Source organism: Flavobacterium sharifuzzamanii, from assembly GCF_003254585.1.
Classification (GTDB): Bacteria; Bacteroidota; Bacteroidia; order Flavobacteriales; family Flavobacteriaceae; genus Flavobacterium; species Flavobacterium sharifuzzamanii.
Window position 1 is genome coordinate 141,821 of record NZ_QJGZ01000040.1, and the last position, 17,499, is coordinate 159,319.

A 17,499-nucleotide genomic window follows, 5' to 3' on the forward strand; every position below is an offset into this window, starting at 1 on the left:
AGTAGATTAGGTAAAAACCTTTAGAGGTTTTATTTATATCAAAATAAGGTTTTTGTGAAACGGTTATTATTTTTTCTTCTCTGTATTTGAATAATTGAATCTTAAATTATTTTACAAAAAAAGGACAGTCCTTCCAATTAAAGAAGAACTGCCCTTTTAGGCAAATTTTTAAATTTGCATTCCTAAGAATGCGTACAGTTTTTGGTAATCACTAAATTGAAGACTAAACGCAGGTTATTCGTTTATGACATCGCCTTCCTTAGTTTCTTCGCTGGCAATTTTTACCAGTTTATCGTTTGGAGTTAAGTCGCCAAAAATTTCAATTTTATCTTCGATTTCTCTTCCTTTTTTAATCTCCACTCTTGTTGCTTTGTGGTTTACTACTTTTACCACATATATTCCTTCTGCAGAACTTACTACTGCCGATTTTGGCACTACAAATGTGCTGTCTTTCGCGTTAAGAGGCAACAAAACTTCGGCAACCATTCCAGGCAATAAATTTCCTTTCGTGTTATGAACGTCCATTTCAACTCTTTCAGAACGCAGTTTCAAATCTAAAGCGCCAGACATTCTGGTAATTTTTGCTGTAAACGTTTCTGGCAGCGATTTTACATTAAAACTCATTTCGTCGCCTGGGTGTAAATATCCTGTGTACAATTCTGGAACAGAAACCGCCAAACGTAATTTGCTTTGCTCCTGAATCGTTAATAAAGGCAAATCTGAACCTTTTCCTGCTGGCCCAACAAATGTTCCTAAATTCACATTTCTAGCCGCTACAACGCCATCAAAAGGCGCACGAATTTCTAAGTAACCTCTCATAATCGCAATTTCTTTATGAGCCGCAATTGCCGCTTGAAGTTGTGCGTAATCAGAATTCTTTTTTCCGCTTGCCATTTCTAAGTCGTTTTTAGAAATTGTTCCTTCAACCTTGCTTGTTTCGTACAAACGGTTGTAAGTGCTTTTGCTGGTTGCATAAATCGCTTCCATAGATTTCAGTCTTGATTCGGCCGCAGCTAATTGTGAGCTGATTTCAGGTGCTTCTAAAACAATTAAAAGCTGTCCTTTTTTTACTTTCGTACCAATATCAACTTTCAATAATTTTACGAAACTGCTCACTTTTGCATACAAATCAACTTGTTGGAAACCGGTTAATTCAGCTGGTAAACGCAATTCTGTTGTCAGTTTTTCTTTCGCTAAAGCGAAAGTTTCAACTTTAGGTTCGATTTCTGCTTTCGCAGTTTCTTCTTTTTTCTTTTCGCAGCCGCTTAATACAACTAGTGCTGTAAATAGTAATGCAGATGATTTTATAATATTACTTTTCATTTTTTGGTTTTATATAATGAATATGTTTTTTAACTCTTTGGGATTAATTGTTTTAACACATAGATACATAGCTTTTCTTTGTGCACAAAAGGCGTTTCACTTGTTTCAATGCACATAGCTATGTGTGAAAACTAGTTTTTTTCTTTTACCTTTTTTTATTTAAAATTAAAATCTATGTTTCTATGTGTTAAAAAAATTACACCCAACGGTTTATAACTTTCGACTTTATGACTTTAGACTTTCGACTTATTCAATGATGAGATATAATGGATGCTTTCTTCGTCTTCAGGATCTAAAGAAACCGATTGTGTCGATGTTTTTTCTTGTGCCCACGCAAAGATTTGCGGAAGGATTAACAATACGGCAAAAGTAGAAAATAATAATCCACCGATAACCGCTCTTCCTAACGGAGAAACTTGATCGCCTCCTTCGCCGTGTCCAATTGCCATTGGCAACATACCCATAATCATCGCAACCGAAGTCATGATAATTGGACGAAGACGCAAGGCAGCTGCTTCACGCGCAGATTCTAAGGCATTTCCGTTTATTTTTCGAAGCTGTTCGGCATTCGTAACCAATAAAACGGCGTTGGCAATAGAAACCCCAACCGACATGATGATTCCCATATACGATTGCAAGTTAAGCGTAGAACCTGTAATAGTCAGCATTAATAAAGCGCCTAAAACTACGGCAGGAACGGTGGTTAAAATAACCAGCGAAACTTTGAACGATTGGAAATTAGCGGCCAGCATTAAGAAGATTACAAACACAGCGACCAATAATCCTGTTTGTAAGCTGCTTAATGTCTCTGTCAGTACAGTACTTAGTCCGATTGGCGTGATAAACAAACCACGTGGTAATTCTCCCAATGAACTAATCGTTTTGCTCACATCTTTTGATGCCGTCCCCAAATCGGTTTTGTAGATGTTTGCTGTAACGGTAATGTACGGCATGGCCCCTAAATTGTCATTTTCACCGCTTACAAAACCTGGTGTAATTTTGGCAACGTCACTTAAAACAGGACGAAGAGAGTTTTTCAATACCGGAATTTCTCCAATATCGGTTTTGCTTTTCATTTTATTTAAAGGCACTTGAACTTGAACAGAATATGATAATCCTGCTTTTTCATCGACCCAGTTATTTTTTTCGGTATAACGTGAAGATGAAGTCGAAGCCACAAGCGAACGTGAAATATCATTCATATCAACTCCCAATTCAGCAGCACGAGTTCTGTCAATATCAATATTCATTGCTGGATAATGAATTGGCTGACCAATTTGCACGTCTCTGAAATATGAAATCGCTTTTAGTTTGTCTACAATTTGAGTTGCGTATAATTCATTTTTCTTTTTGTCTTTTCCAGCCACTCGAATCTCGATTGGAGTAGGAGAACCTTGGCTTAAAACTTTATCTGTCAATTCGATTGGCTCAAAAGAAAGTTTAGTGTCTGGCAATACTTTTTTAAGTCTCGCTCTGAACTCATCTTTAAAATCGTCCATATCTTCATGATAGTCTTTTAAACTCACTTGGAAAACCGCTTCATGAGAACCCGCCATGAACAAATAAATCGGGTTGATTGAGAATAGTGAAGGGTGCTGACCAACATATACAGACGAAATTCCGATATGATCTTTTCCGACCATTTTTTCCAATTCTTTTAAAACAATTCTAGCTTGTTCTTCTGTTCTTTCCAAACGCGTTCCGTCAACTGCACGCATTCTCAACTGAAACTGACTTGAGTTGGTTCTCGGGAAAACGTCTTTTCCAATAAAACTAATAAATACAATGGCCAAAGCAGTTGCAGCAACCAGATATGTAATACTTGTTGCTTTTTTGTGAACAAACAAACGATCTAAAGTTCGCATGAAACGATTTCTGAATCTTTCGAAACCGCTTACTTTTCCATCATTGTTGAAATCTTCTCTTTCAACCAAATCCTTTTTCTGACCAATTAAATTTTGCTCAGATTCTGGTGTTAAACCGCAGTCGTTAAACTCAGCTTCGTCATCTGTAATTTCTGGTCCATGTGCATGTTTTTCATGTCCTTTCATCATCCAGTTGGCCATTACAGGCACAAAAGTTTGAGATAGTAAGAACGAAATAACCATAGAAAAACCAATTGCTAAAGCTAAAGGCAAGAACAACGCTCCCGGAATACCAACCATAGTAAATGCTGGAGCAAATACGGCTAGAATACAAAGAAGGATCAATAATTTTGGCAAGGCGATTTCTTTACAGGCGTCCCAAATGGCGAGTGCTTTTGGTTTTCCCATATCGAGATGCTGGTGAATATTTTCGATCGTTACCGTACTTTCATCCACCAAAATACCAATTGCCAATGCTAATCCCGATAATGACATTAAGTTAATCGTCTGCCCGAATAATTTCAGGAATAAAACTCCAGAAATAATTGAAATCGGAATGGTCATAATTACGATTAATGCTGCACGACGGTCACCAAGGAATAATAAAACCATTAATCCCGTTAGAACCGCACCGATAATTCCCTCAGTAATCAAACTTTTAACCGAGTTAATTACATAAACCGATTGATCAAATTCGTACGTAATGTTTACATCTTCAGGAAGTGTGCTCTGAATTTTAGGAAGTTCTTTTTTCAATTTCTGAACCACGTCCCAAGTCGAAGCGTCTCCCGCTTTTGCAATACTAATGTAAACCGAACGTTTTCCGTTTACTAAAGCATAACCAGCTGTAATATCGGCACCGTCTTTTACATTAGCAACATCGCCTAATTTTAAGTTTTGAACACCGCCTTTGAATAACGGAATTTGTTCAAAATCTTTAATTTCTTTAATGGTATTATTAGTTGGCGTAATATAGTTTTTGTCGCCCATACGAACGTTTCCTGATGGAGCCGTTTGGTTGTTTAAACGAATCGCTTCTACGATTTGATCTGGCGTCATATTATGAGAACGCAATAAATCTGGATCTACGTTTACCTCAATAGTTCTTGGGCTTCCTCCAAATGGTGCTGGAGATAATAAACCAGGAATCGAAGTAAAAGAAGCACGAACATAAACGTTGGCTAAATCCTGCAATTCGTTGTTTGATCTAATTTTACTGCTCAGAACCAATTGTCCGATTGGCAGAGAAGAAGCATCAAAACGAATGATAAACGGAGGTTGTGTTCCTGGAGGGAAAACCGCTTGGATTCTGTTTGAAAGCGCACTTAACTCGGCAGCTGCCTGAGCCATGTTGGTTCCTTCGTAATAGGTTAATTTCATAATCATTAACCCCTGAATATTTTTGGTTTCTACCGATTTGATACCGTTCGAAAAAGGTAAAACGTTTACGTAGTTTTTGGCAAAATAAGCCTCCATCTGATCTGGCGTATAACCTCCAAACGGATGCGCAATATAGATAACCGGCAAATTCATTTTTGGCAGAATGTCTACCTTAATGTCTCTTATGGCACCAATTCCGAAGAAAAATAGACCCGCAACCAATACTAAAATGGAAATGGGTTTGCGGAGTGCAAAACGTATTAAATTCATTAGGATTTATAATTAAAATTCATTTATAAATAAGTCAAAATTTCCTGTTGCAGCGACTTTCAATAAGTACGATTGCCACACATTATTATTGACAATATCTCGATCGATTTCAGCGCGATTTAGCGTAAACATGGTTTGAGTCAAATCAGTTAAATCAGTTAGACCATTTTTGTACAATGTCGATTTCTGAATGTAAGCTCTTTGCGCGGCATCAACCTGAATTGGCGCTTCGGCATAATTTTCCAAAGTAATTTTAATTTTATCTTCGGCAAAAGTCAGCTGCGATTTTAATTCTCTGTCGGCCTGATTGTACTCTTCTTGCAATGCTTGAGAAACAAATTTCTGAGCGCTTACTTGCTTGCTTGATCTGAAAGGTGTGGTCAAATTCCACGTAATTCCAACTCCAACCAAATAATTGGTACGATCTGGATTTACGCCATCCCAATAATTTCTCGTAAAAGCATTTTGATTGGTTGCATACGAATTGTCAAATCCAGAAGCTCTGGTTTGTAAAACCCCAAAAGCACTCATTGTTGGATAATAGAAACGTTTGTACAATTTAACCTGCTGATTGCTGTAATCGATTTTGGTTTTGTAGAATTGTAATAAAGGGTGAAGGCTGTCTGTAGCAATTTCTTTAGTTACCAATTCTTTCGGAATTTGAGTTACAAATAAAGTATCGGTAACGAAATCCTGCGGAGCAACGCCCATTAAATCGACTAATTTGTTGTTTTGTTCCTTAACAAAGTTTCTGGCTAAGTTTAAAGCGATTTTTGCTTTAGAGACTTCGGCTGTAGCCAATGTAGAATCGACTCCGGCCAATAATCCGTTTTTAACTCTTGCAACAGCTGTCTTTTTGAAGACTTCTGCGCGGTCTAAGTTTTTTTGCTGCGAAATCAGCAATCTTTGGCTAGCCAATAAATTCAAATAAGCAGCCGAAATTTTGATTTCCTGTTGGAATTTTTCCTGCTGCAAGTCTTTTTCTTTAGCCTGAACATCAATTTTAGATAAATTGATTTTTTCCTGTGTTTTTCCGAAGGTGAAAAAATCCCAGTTCATGTTGACTAAATAAAGTGCACCAAATGCTGAGTTCCAGTTTTGTTCTGGAAGAGGAAGTCCTGATGATGCAACTCCTAAACCTCCAAAACCATACAACGGTCCGTTTTGTCCGTTTACAGTTCCGTAATCCTGCTGTGCCGATAAATTCAAGTTTGGCAGATAATCACGGCGAGATTGTTTTAGAGTCTCTTTTGATGCATTGGTGTAATTGTTTTTTGCTCGGATAGAACCGTAGTTTTCAAGACCTATCTTTAATGCTTCTTTTAAAGACAGGGTTTGAGCATAACCGATTGAGGCAAAAATCAATAAAAATAGTAAGGTAATTTTTTTGAAATACATAAACTCAAGGTGTGAATAGAAATGTTTTTTGATGAAACAAATTTATTTCTCTTATACTGATAAAAGTCAGGTTAAGTGATGTACTGCACTAGTAAATGACGAATTGAATTGGTCATTTTTTGAAAAAAATAATTAAATAATTGTTCGTACTTTGTAAACTATTTCAAAATTAAGAATGAACAAAAGAATTGATAACATACTGGATAACAAATGGTGGCAGGAGGTTGCCGTTGTCCTTTTTTCATTTACAATATATACCCTAAAAAATGATTGGATGTTGTTTAGTTCCTTCATTTCTATAGCAATGGGTGTATTTTTTTATTGCATTTTATACATGCATGCCCAATTTAATCGCTTTTTTATCCTTCCGATTTTATTCAAAGCAAACAAACCTTTTACCTATATTGTTTTAACGCTCTTTGGAGTTTTTGTATTTTCTGTCATTTTGTATGAAATTACAAGGATGGATATGTTTGCCAAATGCCATTTGTACCAAAACTCGCATCAGAGAAGTTATGCGTACCAATTGGCTAGTGTTTTAGGAACTTTGGTCTGCATTCTAAGTCCGATTATTGTCTTTAAGTTTTATCGTATTCATAGAAAACAAACCGATGCGGCTTTATTGTTCAATCAAATGCAATTAAATTCATTGAAAGGACAATTAAATCCGCATTTTTTGTTTAATACTTTTAATACGCTTTACGGAATAAGCCTTCAGTTTCCAGACAGAACGCCAGATTTAATTATGAAAGTTTCGCAGTTAATGCGTTATCAATTGGAAAGTAACAGTAAACAATGTGTATCTTTAGAAGATGAACTAGAGTTTATAAATAGTTACGTTCAGCTTGAAAAAGAGCGTGTTGGTTATCGATGTGATATTACTTTTGAAAGTAATGTTGATAACGAGAATGCGTATAAAATTTCGCCAATGCTTTTAATTGCATTTATCGAAAATGCCTTTAAACATGGAACCTGCGCTATCGAAAGGTGTTTTGTAAAAATTACGATTTCAGTCGAAAAAGGATTGCTGCATCTTCATGTTGCTAATTCAATTCCGAAGAAAAATGATGTGATTTCGACTAAAATCGGTTTAAAAAACACTATCGAACGTTTGAATTTAATTTATGGGAAAGATTATAAATTGGATATAAAAGACGATAAACAGACTTATATTGTAGATTTAGAAATACAGCTTAAAAAGTTTGTAGGATGAGAGAAACGAAAAGATGCATTATTGTAGATGATGAGCCCGCTGCGCATTATGTTTTGGCGAATTATATCAAACAAAATCCGCAATTAGAATTGGTTTTTCAAGGTTATAACGGCATTGAAGCGATGAATTATCTTAGAGAAAATCCAGTCGATTTAATGTTTCTAGATATCAATATGCCTGAAATTTCAGGAATGGAACTGCTTAAGATTCTTCCAACGCATCCTAAAACTATTTTGACTACAGCATATTCTGAATTTGCTCTTGAAAGCTATGATTATGGCGTAATTGATTATTTGCTGAAGCCGATTTATTTTCCAAGATTTCTAAAAGCAATTGATCGTTTTTTTGCAACAGAAAGCGTAAAACAAAAAGCAGAAGAAACGGTAAATTCGGTTAGCGTAAAAGTAGACGGTTATTTGATGGATATCGAATTGGACCAGCTTTTATACGCACAGAGTTTTGGCAATTATGTAAAACTTCACACGACAAAAAGAACTTACCTAGCTTCGATAACTACGACAGAGTTTGAAAAATGTCTTCCAGAAAAGAGTTTTATGCGTATTCATAAATCATATATCGTGGCATTGGACAAAATTGATGCAACCGAAAAAGATTTTGTGGTCATTAAAAACGAAAGAATCCCAATTGGAATTACATATAAAAGAGAACTAACAGACCGATTAAAAAAACTCGAATTGTAATTGAATACTTGATTTTAGAAGGGTTGTTTCAGCTGATAAAAAATGTTAATTTCTTCATGTTATCGTAAGAGAAAAAGTATTAATTTTAATACGTTGCTAAAGTTTAATTTTAAAAATGAAACTATGAAAAACGTGTTTTTGTCTTTTACTTTTTTATGCAGTAGTTTTTTAATTGCTCAGGAAGGAACGAATATGAAAAAGGAAATCACACCACCAGAAAAGGTTCGGTTTGCTTTTGAGAGAGAATATCCGGGGAAAGTACCAGTTTGGTCTGAAGAATATGTTGGAGATGATGCAGATGAGATTCGTTTTGAAGCGCGATACAATGTAGATGATAGAACCAAAGCGGTAGCGATTTATGATAATCTAGGAAACATGAAGGCTTATGAGCTGCAGATTCCGTTTAAACAATTGCCTATAAAAGCGCAGTCGTATTTAAAGAAGAATTATAAAGCAAAAGCCATTCAAGAAATTGCAATGGTGGTAGACGATAAGAAAAAAACAACCTACGAGGTTGGAGTAATAAAGGACACTAAATTTTATGATATTGTTTTTGATGCTGAGGGTGGTTTTGATGTCAGTATAGAAAAAAATTAAACACTCAATGTAAGAAAATACTTTGTTTTGTTATATTTACTTTTTAAAATATAAATGTAATATGAGAAAGATTTTTTTATTTGTTTTCTTTATTTCGATGAGCTTCGCAAAAGCTCAAAATGGGACTTTAGTGCCGCCTGATAATGTTGTAAAAGCATTTGAGAACCAATATCCGAAGAAAAAGGCAATATGGGATATTGAATATAGTGGTAACGGTGATGATGTTATTTTTGAGGCAAACTTTAATGCGGCACCAAAAACAATCGCGCTTGCAAGGTATGATAAAAACGGGGCTTTTAAAGCGTATAAAGTGCAGGTGTCTATAACAAAACTGCCTAAGAAAGTTCAGACCTATTTAAAGGCAAATTACTCTGTTAAGTCCTATAAGCAGTTTTTTTCTGTTATAGATAACACAGATAAAAGACATACGAAGCAGGAGTGACCAAAGATTCAAAGTTTTATAACTTAATTTTTGATCAAGATGGCGAGTTCTTAAAAAGAAATCAAATTCGATAAAACGGCTTACTAATTCAAATATTATTTGAAATGACAAACCCGATGAGTTTTTAATGCTTATCGGGTTTTGTTTTGTGTTTTTTTGTTTCAGGTTGATATTCTTTGTGTGTTTTAACCGCAAAGTGCGCAAGGTTTTTTCTAAGCTTTATGTTATATAAACGCGAAGTTCACAAAGCTTTACGTAAAAAACTTTGCGAACCTCGCGTAATTCCTAGCGTTCTTTGCGGTTAAACTTGAAACCTGAAACTTGAAACCTGAAACCTGAAACTTCCTTACAACATCATTCCGCCAGAAACTTCAATTCTTTGAGCGTTTATCCAGCGAGCGTCTTCGGTACATAAAAAAGCGACTACACCTCCAATATCATCAGGAAGACCAACTCTTCCTAAAGCCGTCACAGAAGCAATCTGTTGGTTCATTTGTTCATTATCGCGAACAACTCCGCCTCCAAAATCGGTTTCTATGGCGCCAGGTGCCACTATATTGGCTCTAATTTTTCTTGCACCCAATTCCTTAGCCTGATATTTTGTCAAAGTTTCCATTGCGCCTTTCATAGAAGCGTAAGCAGCATAACCAGGAAATGAAAATCTAGCTAAACCAGTTGAAATATTTATAATTCCACCACCGTCGTTCATTACATTAAGTCCTTTTTGAGTTAAGAAAAAAGGCCCTTTGAATTGAATAGTAGTTAATTGATCAAATTCTGCTTCGGTTGTTCCAACAAATGAGTTGTGAATTCCGATTCCGGCATTATTTATTAAAAAATCGAATTTATCTGTATTAAAAGTATTTTTTAAAACTGAGTTTACACTTTCAAAGAAAGAATCAAAAGTACTTGAATCAGCAACGTTTAATTGTAATGAAGCTGCTTTTTGCCCTAAACTTTCAATCTCTGAAACTACAGTGTCAGCTTCTTCTTTTTTACTGTTGTATGTGATAATTACATCCAATCCTTTTTTTGCAATCGCAATTGCCATGTTTTTGCCTAAACCTCTGCTACCACCTGTAACTAGAGCTATTTTTGTGTTTACTGCCATATTTTTGTAGTTATGAGTTATGAGTTTTGAATTATGAGTTATGAGTTATGAAATGTTTCTTGTATTTGTGATGTACAATTCATAACACATAATTCATAATTAAGAATGCATTGCATTAAAATGATTTTTCAACTCTTCTGCGCTTGCGTTTAACCTCGTTTCGCTTGTTCCGAAAGTCAATTCTTGTCTGCCTTCTTTTAATTGTTCGAAAATAGATTCGATAAAACTGCTTACACTTGGATGCGCGTCATGAAGACCAATTCCGCCTAAATCAGTATTTAATGCTGGCGGAATAATTTCTACCACTTCAATATTTTTCTCTTTTAATAAATGACGAAGCGAAAGTGTAAATGATCTAAAAAACGCTTTTGTAGCCGAATAAACTGGAACTTTTGCAAAAGGAGAAAACGCCAGTCCAGAAGTAGTGTTCATTACGGTTTTTAGAGAAGGCAACTGAATAAATAATGAAGTTAAATGAAGAGGAGCTTCAATATTGGTAGTAAGCTCATTTTTCATGTTTTCATAAAAATCAGCGTCGGTTATGTTCATCCAGTTTTGAATTCCCGCATTATTGATTAAAACGTTTAAATCAGGATGATTTTCTTTGATCCATTCAAAAAGTGCGATTCGTTCTTGTTCTATAGACAAGTCGCAAACTTTTGTTATAACCGAAGGAAATTTTGTTTTTACGTCGTTTAAAACCGATTCTCTTCTACCGCAGATAATTACGGTATTGTTTTCTTGAATAAATCGTTCGGTAAGTCCAAGTCCGATACCACTTGCACCGCCTGTAATTAAAATTTTGTTGTCTGATAAATTCATCTTTTCGTTCTTTTAATTTGATGGGACAAAGGTAGGAGCGAAGTATAGTTGGGGAGTTGTAAATATCAAATAGATGTTTGCGAAATTCAAATCAAGTTTGAAATTCCAATTTTTTAAAATTCCAAATTCCAAAGCTTTGTGGAGCTTCTTGCGGAGATCCCTCGTTCCTCGGGATGACAAACGGTATGGTTACGACTCGTAAAACCTGAAACCTGAAACTTGAAACTTGAAACTTGAAACCTGAAACCTGAAACAAAACAACTAACTCCTAAAAGCAATCGGCGTAAAAGAAGTTTGTTTTTTAAAGAAATTAGAGAAATGCGCTAACTCTTCAAAACCAAGTGAATAGGCAATTTCAGAAATATTCCAATCGGTTTGTTTTAAAAGTATTTTAGCTTCGTTTGTTAATCGGTTTGTAATTAATTCGGTTGTGGTTTTTCCGGTATTTTCCTTTAAAACCTTATTTAAATGATTCACATGAACAGATAATCTTTCGGCAAAATCTTTCGCTGTTCTCAATTCCAATCTTTGATTTGGGGATTCAATAGGGAATTGTCTTTCCAACAATTCAGCAAATAAAGAAGAAACTCTGGCTGCCGAATTGTGCTTCGAATATAATGCCGTAATAGGCTGTAATTTTTGTCCAAAATGAATTAATTCTGCGACATAATTTCGGATTAAATCGTATTTGTAAATATAATCAGAGTTAATTTCTTTCTGTATTTTATTGAAAATCAATTCAACTTCTGAAACTTCTTCATCAGAAAGCTGAAAAATCGGATAGCCGTCTGAAGCAAAAATTGGAAGTTCATCCAAATCTATTCCGCTTTTACTTTTCGATAAAAATTCGCTTGTGAATACACAAAACTGACCGCCTTGATTGGTGTCTTGAGGGAGATAATTGTATGGGATTTTTGGTGTTGCAAATAACAATCCTTGTTTTTCAATTTCGATTACTTTATCGGCGTATTCTGCTTTGTTATGACCTCTAATTAAACTTATTTTGTAATAGGCCCTTCTATCATAAGGCATTCCAGGTTTTCCTTTCATACGCTCTAAAAGTTCTTTTATATCGAAAACATTAAAATGCCCGATTTCTTTCTGAATGTCGTTTGGCAATAAGGAAGTAGGATCAACAGTTGAACCTTCGGTAATATCTTGGTAAAATGAATCTAGGGATTTCATATTGTAATGAATTGCGAAATTCAAATATACGAAAAATATAAAGATTGGTTTTAGGTTGTTTTAGGTTTAAAGTTTCAAGTTTGAAGTTTGGTTAGAACTTTGTCAAAGTTTGAAACTTTGACAAAGTTTAGCGTACAATTTTGTCATTTCGACGAAGGAGAAATCTTCGTAAGAAACTCCGCAAGCTGAATCGCCAATCTTTGTAGAGCTACTTGTGGAGATTTCTCCTTCGTCGAAATGACAAACTTTACGCTTATAAATTGCTTAAATCTTTGCGAACCTTACGAAAAAACTTTGCGTTCTTTTCGGTTAAAACAAACTTCCCTGAACAAACTCAGGCTCTGGATTGCTTCCAAAAGGAAAAGCATCAATCACAAAAAACTGTTTTACTTTGGGATCAAATTCTCTTAGAATAATTTCATTACATTCAAATTGAAGATCGATTGTGGTAAAAAGTTCTGAAGCTATTTTAAGATTTTCTGGCGTTAATCTTCTTCCGATTGACAGATGCGGATTGTCGCTTTTTTTGAGTTTTAAAAACTTGAAGGTTTCATGAATCTTTTTCATGATTGGCACCAGATTATTTTTTGAATCTTCGGTTACTCCTATAAAAAAAGCACCACTATTTTGAAAAGAATCAAAATGATCTAGAGATAATTTAAAAGGCGTAAAAGTATCTGAAATTTTAGAAAGCTTTTGTTTGATAGAATCGAACTGAGATTCATCGATCGTAAACTCACAAATCGTAATATGTGCTTCAGAATTGCAGCTGTTGTACCAATTGATTTTGCTTCTTAAAAAGTCCTTCAATTTTTTAACGGGCTCAACCAGTGTTTTAGAATAAAATACAACTGAATATGTTTTTTCCATTAGATAAATAATGTTCTACAATTTTAAAATTGGAATTGTAATGGTACTGTCAGAATACCATTTTATTTCTAATGGTTCTTTAGCATCGTCAATGGTTTCGTCACTCACATTTTTGCCAGTACCGTAATTAACTTCCCAGTTTGGGTTTTTATTAGCTCCTAATACGATTATAATTGAACTTCCTTTTTCTAATTCTTTTGAAATTATAAAGGTTTGCTCTATCTTAATTGTTTCTATTTTGTTGGGAGTCAACAATTGTCTTTTGGTTCTGTCTTTTGCAAAACTGGCTCTTTGTAAATTGTTGGTTAAGGCAAAATATTGACCTTTTGCTGTTTTTTCATAAAGCTGTATTTCTACATCAATGTCTTTTTTGTTTATGCTTATTTTTAATGATGTTTTTAATGAACCGCTGATTATAGTGGAGTTTTCAAGAGGATCACTTTCAAAAACCAGTAGATGTTTTTCGGGTTTAAAAATCGAATCTATAACTTTAGGAAAACCATTTACGTAGTCATCATTGTAGATGTTAATTTCAGATCGATCCTTCAAATCAACAGTTTGGTTAATAGAAATGGCCTTTTTAGGAGCTGTTTTTTGTAATGAATATTTCGAATTGCTATTGCTTAAATAAAAGGTTAGGTTTTCATTGTGCATTTTGTCTAAAGAAGAAACGCTTTTCCATTTGTTTTTAACCATAATTTCAAAGTTCACTTTATCCTTCAAAATTTCAGGACGTTTTGCGCCTTTCAAAATATGATCAAACCATTGAAAAATAATAGCATTAATTGGAATATTTGCTACTTCATCGACGGTATAACCGCCTAATTCTTTTCGGGGAGCTCCTTGTGAACCGCCATGATCATAAGGCCCGATTATGAGATAATAATTATCGCTTTTATTATATTTTTGATATTGATTGTAATAGTACATTGCTCCAAGCTGATCGTCATCGTAATAACCTGTTGTACTCAAAATTGGAATATTGATATTCGCAAAAGCTTCTTTTTGCGGCGTCATATTCTGCCAGTAGCTGTCATAAGCAGGATGATCTAACCATCTTTGAAATAAAGGAGATAGATTGCCTTCAATTTTATCTAAGGAACGGAAACTTGCGCCAGTTTTATAATATTGTGTAAAAACTTCGTCCCATTTTTTACTGTTCAAAAAACTATTGAGATCTGTTAATTTAGTATTGGTAACCAAATGAATCCACTTTAAAGCATAACTCATAAAAATACCGTTTTGCATAGGAAAATCAATTCCGGCTCCTACCGAAACCAAAGGCACAATTGTTTTTAAAGCAGGATGTACTTTTTTTACAGCGCTCCATTGGCTAAAGCCTAAATAACTACCGCCATATAATCCAATTTTACCATTGCACCATGATTGTTTGCTAACCCAGTCTAGAATATGGTATGCATCGTCACCATCGTGTTCGTAAGGTTCTATCGGGTCATTGCTTAAACGTTTGCCTCGCGTATTAGCAACAAAACCTACGTATCCCATATTCGCAATTTCTTTGCAGTCGCTAACTTCGTTTCCGGCATAGATATTATATTTCATTACAACAGGCTGTGGTTCAGATACATTTTTAAGTCTGACCATGGTGGCAGAAATTGTGCTTCCGTTTGGCAGTGTAATAATGATATCGCGGTCAATTACATAAGTATCAGCTTCTATTTCTGCAATTATTTTATTAGCTAGAGAAAATGTTTTGTTTATAATAGAATAGCGAGCATATTGTCGGCATAATTGCGCGGCACTTTCTACACTAATGCTATCACTATCTTGAACAGCTTTAAGTTGCTCTTCAAAATCGTTTTTAATGTCGGCCAGTTTTAATTCATAATACCCTTCGGCCCAGCTTTTTCCTTCTGCATTTAATGTATTGTATAACTTGTAGAATTCAGATTTGTAGACTTTTTCAAAATCAGATTTTGTTTTAGGTTCTTTTAAAGCTGTTTTTCCATAAGTTTTATAAATAAAACCTAAAGGTCTGTTGGCAATACTGTCTCCTAAAATTTCCTGAGAATAGGTTGCAAAAGTTTGATGCATTCCTTTGAAATCTCCCGCAACGGCTTGTATTCTGGCATAATTATCTAAGTAAGAAGCCCTGCTTGGATTTTTATAAAGAGGCAGTATCTTTTTGGCAAGAAGCGGCATGCTTTTGCTGAGAGTTAAACTGTCTTTATAATTGTTTTTTTCGAAATAGATTTTTTGTGAAGTTCCTATTTGAAAGGAAAAACAAATTAATAAAAGAATGATGCTTTTTTTCATCTTAAGAAACTTACTTTTTGAGGTTTTGGTTTAAATTTGTCTTCTCAAAAGTAGCATAAATTTCTTATAATCTACAAGTGTAGTTTTATTATGTTTAAAAGAGAAAAAAAGTGTGCCTAAATTTTCCCTTTTAGATGTAATCTGTGCAGAATTTCAGATTTCAATAAACCGCTTCCGCCTCCAAAATGTTCAATGACTTCAACGTCTGGTTGAGTTTTTAAGCAGAAAGCTGTAAATTCTTTTTCTACATGATCTTCAATTGCAGAACTTAAAAGAACAATATCGATTTTATGGTTAAGAAAGTGCTCTTGTGCTTCTTTTTCGTTATTAAAAGCAATGGCATTCCAGTTTTCATCTGCATTAACCAGACGAAGTAAAATAGCTAAAATAGCTTCATTTTTTCCGAGTAATAAAAATTGCAACTGTTTCATTTTTTTTGAGGTTCTAAGATGCTAAGATACTAAGGTTCTGAGATTCTAATTATCTAATTAAAGAATTACTCACAAATGTAGGGAGGGTTTTAAGAAAAGCGACTTAATCTAGGACAAGAAATGTGTTTCTTGAGTTTTTTTGGCGCATATCTGGAAAAGAATCTAGTATTTTCTTTCACAAATTTACGTTAAATAGGATTCTGACAATATTTTGCAGTACAATTACTTAAGGTTTTAAATTAAAGTTAAGAATGTTAATTTTTTCACACAATGAGGAAAACCGTAAGGTTATCTATAATGTGAATTCTAATTTTGGCCTGTAGAAATTTGAAAAGATGGTAGCCTTTACCTTTTTGGGGATCATTTAATTTCTACAGAAAACTGTTTTTGGAGAAACGTTTTTACATTGAATTTGACATATTCATTTGATCGTGGGTACTTGTATATAAGTTTGCAATATACATTAATGTCTAATTTTTTTAGGGTTTTAAGATTAAGTCGACGGACGTAATTTTAAGACCCTTTTTTTTACCACAATAATGAAAAGCCAATTAGCCAGAACTGAATAATATCGGTGTTGATTTTAAACTTTTGAGGCGAAGATCCGTAATAGTTTTTGAATGCTGCAGAAAAATGCGAGACATCTTTGTAGCCACATTTATAAGCTGCTTCGCTTACTGTAGCCGTTTTGTTTTGAAATAATTCTTTCGCATGTTCCATTCTAAGTTTAATGATATAACTTTTGACAGTGGTTCCAAAACAAGCTTTAAAGCCTCTTTTTAGTTTGAATTCGTTTAACGAAATAAGTCTCGAAAGTTCTGGAAGAGTAGGTGTGTTTCTATAATCGTTTTCTAATATTTTTTTTGCTTCTAGAAGTTTATCGTAATCTTCTTGATTTATGTTTTCTGCTTCTAAAGGTTTGATAATTAATGTTTCTAGCTGATGAATGAGAAGCTCTTTAATTTTACTTTCGATATAAATTCTTTTTAGAACACCTTCGCGAGTGCAGTTTTTAATTTCAGATGTTACCCATTGAATTGCAGGTGTAAAAGGAAGATATTTTGAAGTTAAGTAGCTAGATTGTTTTTGAAGGATTTTCTTTGAAAATTTTTCATGTAATTGCCAGTCTTCATTGATAATGTTATAATAAAACTCTTTAGAAAGAATAATTGACAAATAATTGATTTCTGTAAAAGGTGGAATGTTAAAGGTGGCTTTAAAACTATTGGTGTAGAAAATATTATGCGTGTTTTTTTTTGAATATTTTTCGCTTTCCAATTGATCAATATGGGTTTCGACATTACTGCTGTAAATGAAATTCATGACAACCGATTCTTCATCAATCTCAAAACTAACAGTTTTTGGTGTTGAATAATACATCTGAGTATCAAGAAGAACCAATCCTTCCGTTATAAGATGACGGCTTATAATTTTTTCCGAATCTCCATTTTCAATGTTGACATTTTCTTCGGTTAAAATACTTTTCGGATAATATTTATCTCCAATTTCAATTTTAATTATAGGCGTTTCTGACGTTAAAAGGGTGGCGTTGATTTTCAAAATTTAATCCGTTTTTACAAAATAATAATCCGTTTTTCCCTATCTTTTTTAAAG

General features: G+C 34.2%; 14 protein-coding genes. 4 read left to right on the top strand and 10 right to left on the bottom strand.

The features are described 5' to 3' along the window. Window positions 1–234: 234 nt before the first annotated feature. The 3 genes from DMA14_RS15790 to DMA14_RS15800 form a co-directional block, all read right to left on the bottom strand. A complete protein-coding gene (locus tag DMA14_RS15790) occupies window positions 235–1,323 on the bottom strand; it encodes an efflux RND transporter periplasmic adaptor subunit (RefSeq protein WP_111425557.1) in 1,089 nt (362 codons plus the stop codon). Window positions 1,324–1,556: 233 nt separating this feature from the next. Beyond that, window positions 1,557–4,838 carry an efflux RND transporter permease subunit gene (locus tag DMA14_RS15795; protein ID WP_111425558.1) on the bottom strand — a complete coding sequence of 1,094 codons (3,282 nt, stop codon included), beginning with the start codon at window positions 4,836–4,838 and terminating at the stop codon, window positions 1,557–1,559. 12 nt (window positions 4,839–4,850) lie between these two features. Next, window positions 4,851–6,236 carry a TolC family protein gene (locus tag DMA14_RS15800; RefSeq protein WP_111425559.1) on the bottom strand — a complete coding sequence of 462 codons (1,386 nt, stop codon included), beginning with the start codon at window positions 6,234–6,236 and terminating at the stop codon, window positions 4,851–4,853. A gap of 175 nt (window positions 6,237–6,411) precedes the next feature. Here DMA14_RS15800 and DMA14_RS15805 point away from each other — a divergent pair, with 175 nt between their 5' ends. The 4 genes from DMA14_RS15805 (at window position 6,412) to DMA14_RS15820 (ending at window position 9,189) form a co-directional block, all read left to right on the top strand. After that, a complete protein-coding gene (locus DMA14_RS15805) occupies window positions 6,412–7,449 on the top strand; it encodes a sensor histidine kinase (RefSeq protein ID WP_111425560.1) in 1,038 nt (345 codons plus the stop codon). Then, window positions 7,446–8,150 carry a LytR/AlgR family response regulator transcription factor gene (locus DMA14_RS15810; RefSeq protein ID WP_111377136.1) on the top strand — a complete coding sequence of 235 codons (705 nt, stop codon included), beginning with the start codon at window positions 7,446–7,448 and terminating at the stop codon, window positions 8,148–8,150. Before DMA14_RS15805 ends, DMA14_RS15810 begins: the two co-directional genes overlap by 4 nt. 123 nt (window positions 8,151–8,273) lie before the next feature. Next, on the top strand, window positions 8,274–8,747 hold the full coding sequence (locus tag DMA14_RS15815; protein WP_111425833.1) for a hypothetical protein: 474 nt from the start codon (window positions 8,274–8,276) through the stop codon (window positions 8,745–8,747). A gap of 61 nt (window positions 8,748–8,808) precedes the next feature. Further along, window positions 8,809–9,189, top strand: a complete 381-nt coding sequence (locus DMA14_RS15820; RefSeq protein WP_111425561.1) for a hypothetical protein — start codon at window positions 8,809–8,811, stop codon at window positions 9,187–9,189. A gap of 346 nt (window positions 9,190–9,535) precedes the next feature. On the opposite strand, the gene DMA14_RS15825 is transcribed toward DMA14_RS15820, so the two are convergent. The 7 genes from DMA14_RS15825 to DMA14_RS15855 form a co-directional block, all read right to left on the bottom strand. Beyond that, window positions 9,536–10,300 (bottom strand): SDR family oxidoreductase, encoded by a 765-nt coding sequence (locus tag DMA14_RS15825; protein WP_111425562.1) that lies wholly within the window; start codon window positions 10,298–10,300, stop codon window positions 9,536–9,538. Between the two features lie 99 nt (window positions 10,301–10,399). Then, window positions 10,400–11,122, bottom strand: a complete 723-nt coding sequence (locus DMA14_RS15830; protein ID WP_111425563.1) for an SDR family oxidoreductase — start codon at window positions 11,120–11,122, stop codon at window positions 10,400–10,402. Window positions 11,123–11,383: 261 nt separating this feature from the next. Continuing rightward, window positions 11,384–12,307, bottom strand: a complete 924-nt coding sequence (locus tag DMA14_RS15835) for a helix-turn-helix domain-containing protein (RefSeq protein WP_111425564.1) — start codon at window positions 12,305–12,307, stop codon at window positions 11,384–11,386. A 309-nt stretch (window positions 12,308–12,616) separates the two neighbouring features. After that, the gene (locus tag DMA14_RS15840; RefSeq protein ID WP_111425565.1) at window positions 12,617–13,177 is read right to left on the bottom strand and encodes a 2'-5' RNA ligase family protein; all 561 of its coding nucleotides are present in this window, start codon (window positions 13,175–13,177) and stop codon (window positions 12,617–12,619) included. A gap of 15 nt (window positions 13,178–13,192) precedes the next feature. After that, window positions 13,193–15,454, bottom strand: coding sequence for a CocE/NonD family hydrolase (locus DMA14_RS15845; RefSeq protein ID WP_111425566.1), 2,262 nt, complete (start codon window positions 15,452–15,454; stop codon window positions 13,193–13,195). Window positions 15,455–15,570: 116 nt separating this feature from the next. Next, entirely contained in the window at window positions 15,571–15,885 is a 315-nt protein-coding gene (locus tag DMA14_RS15850; protein ID WP_111425567.1) for a hypothetical protein, read from the bottom strand. Window positions 15,886–16,413: 528 nt separating this feature from the next. After that, on the bottom strand, window positions 16,414–17,445 hold the full coding sequence (locus DMA14_RS15855; RefSeq protein WP_111425568.1) for a helix-turn-helix domain-containing protein: 1,032 nt from the start codon (window positions 17,443–17,445) through the stop codon (window positions 16,414–16,416). Window positions 17,446–17,499 lie beyond the last annotated feature (54 nt).